Raw genomic sequence first — 1,205 nt, 5'->3', positions numbered from 1 at the left:
CGACGTCCCCCCCGAATTGAGTAGCGCGTGACTTTAGAGTCCAATCCACGACGACAAGGAGATTGGACATGAAGAAGCGCTTTACCGAAGAACAGATCATTGGCTTCCTGCGGGAAGCGGAGGCCGGGATGCCGGTCGCGGAGCTGTGCCGCAAGCACGCCTTCTCGGAGGCAAGCTACTACCTGTGGCGAAGCAAGTTTGGCGGGATGACTGTGTCGGACGCCAAGCGGCTCAAGGAGCTCGAAGCGGAAAACACGCGCTTGAAGAAGCTGCTGGCCGAAACGATGCTGGAAAACGAGATCGCCAAGGAAGCCCTGAGAAAAAAGTGGTGAGCGCACCGTCACGACGTGATCTGGTGCGCCATCTGATCAATCAAGGGCTGAGCGAGCGGAGGTCACTTCGCTTTGTTGGCATGAGCCCGAGCGCATTCCGTTACCGGCCGGTGACGGACCGCAATGCCGCTTTGCAGGCGAAGATCATCGCCCTGGCCCATCGCCACCGGCGCTACGGCGCCGGGATGATCTACCTGAAGTTGCTTCAGGCCGGAGAGGTCGTCAATCACAAGCGGGTCGATCGGCTCTATGCCGAGGCCGGTCTGCAAGTGCGGCGGCGCAAGCGGAAGAAGATTCCAGTCGCCGACCGCCACCCGCTGGCACGCCCACTGGCTGCCAACCAGGTGTGGTCGATGGATTTCGTCTTCGACCGAACAGCAGAAGGTCGCGTCATCAAGAATCTGACCATCGTCGATGACGCCACCCACGAAGCGGTCGCCATCGTTCCTGAGCGGGCGATGGGCGGTATGTACCTGACGCGAGTTCTTGATCAACTGGCCGGAACGCGTGGCTTGCCCAAAGCCATCCGAACCGACAACGGCAAGGAGTTCTGCAGCCGGGCGATGTTGAACTGGGCGCACGCGCGAGGAGTGCAGTTGTTCCTGATCGAGCCCGGCAAACCAAACCAGAACGCTTACATCGAGTCGTTCAACGGACGCTTCCGCGACGAGTGTCTCAACGAGCATTGGTTCACCAGCCTGCGCCATGCCCAGGTCGTCATCGAACGCTGGCGCCGCGAATACAACGAGGAACGACCGAAGAAATCTCTGGGCGGCTTGACGCCTGCCGCCTATGCCGAATCACTCATCCGGAAATCGGCTACATTAGCCTCGGACTCTAAAGCTCGCTGCTACTGAAAACGGGGGGACGTCG

The 1,205-nt window shown here is 60.2% G+C and carries 1 protein-coding gene and 1 pseudogene; both read left to right on the top strand.

Annotation, left to right across the window (positions count from 1 at the left end; translation table 11 throughout):
* Positions 1-68: 68 nt before the first annotated feature.
* Positions 69-218 (top strand): annotated as a pseudogene (locus tag GGD90_RS18360) (transposase); the annotation flags it as partial.
* Positions 146-1,189, top strand: coding sequence for an IS3 family transposase (locus GGD90_RS17775; RefSeq protein WP_322741745.1), 1,044 nt, complete (start codon positions 146-148; stop codon positions 1,187-1,189). The pseudogene GGD90_RS18360 and the gene GGD90_RS17775, both read left to right, overlap by 73 nt.
* Positions 1,190-1,205 lie beyond the last annotated feature (16 nt).

The organism is Rhodocyclus tenuis (genome assembly GCF_014197755.1).
Lineage (GTDB): Bacteria > Pseudomonadota > Gammaproteobacteria > Burkholderiales > Rhodocyclaceae > Rhodocyclus > Rhodocyclus tenuis.
Note: the sequence above shows the minus strand (reverse complement) of the source record. Positions and strands in the feature narration are given on the sequence as shown.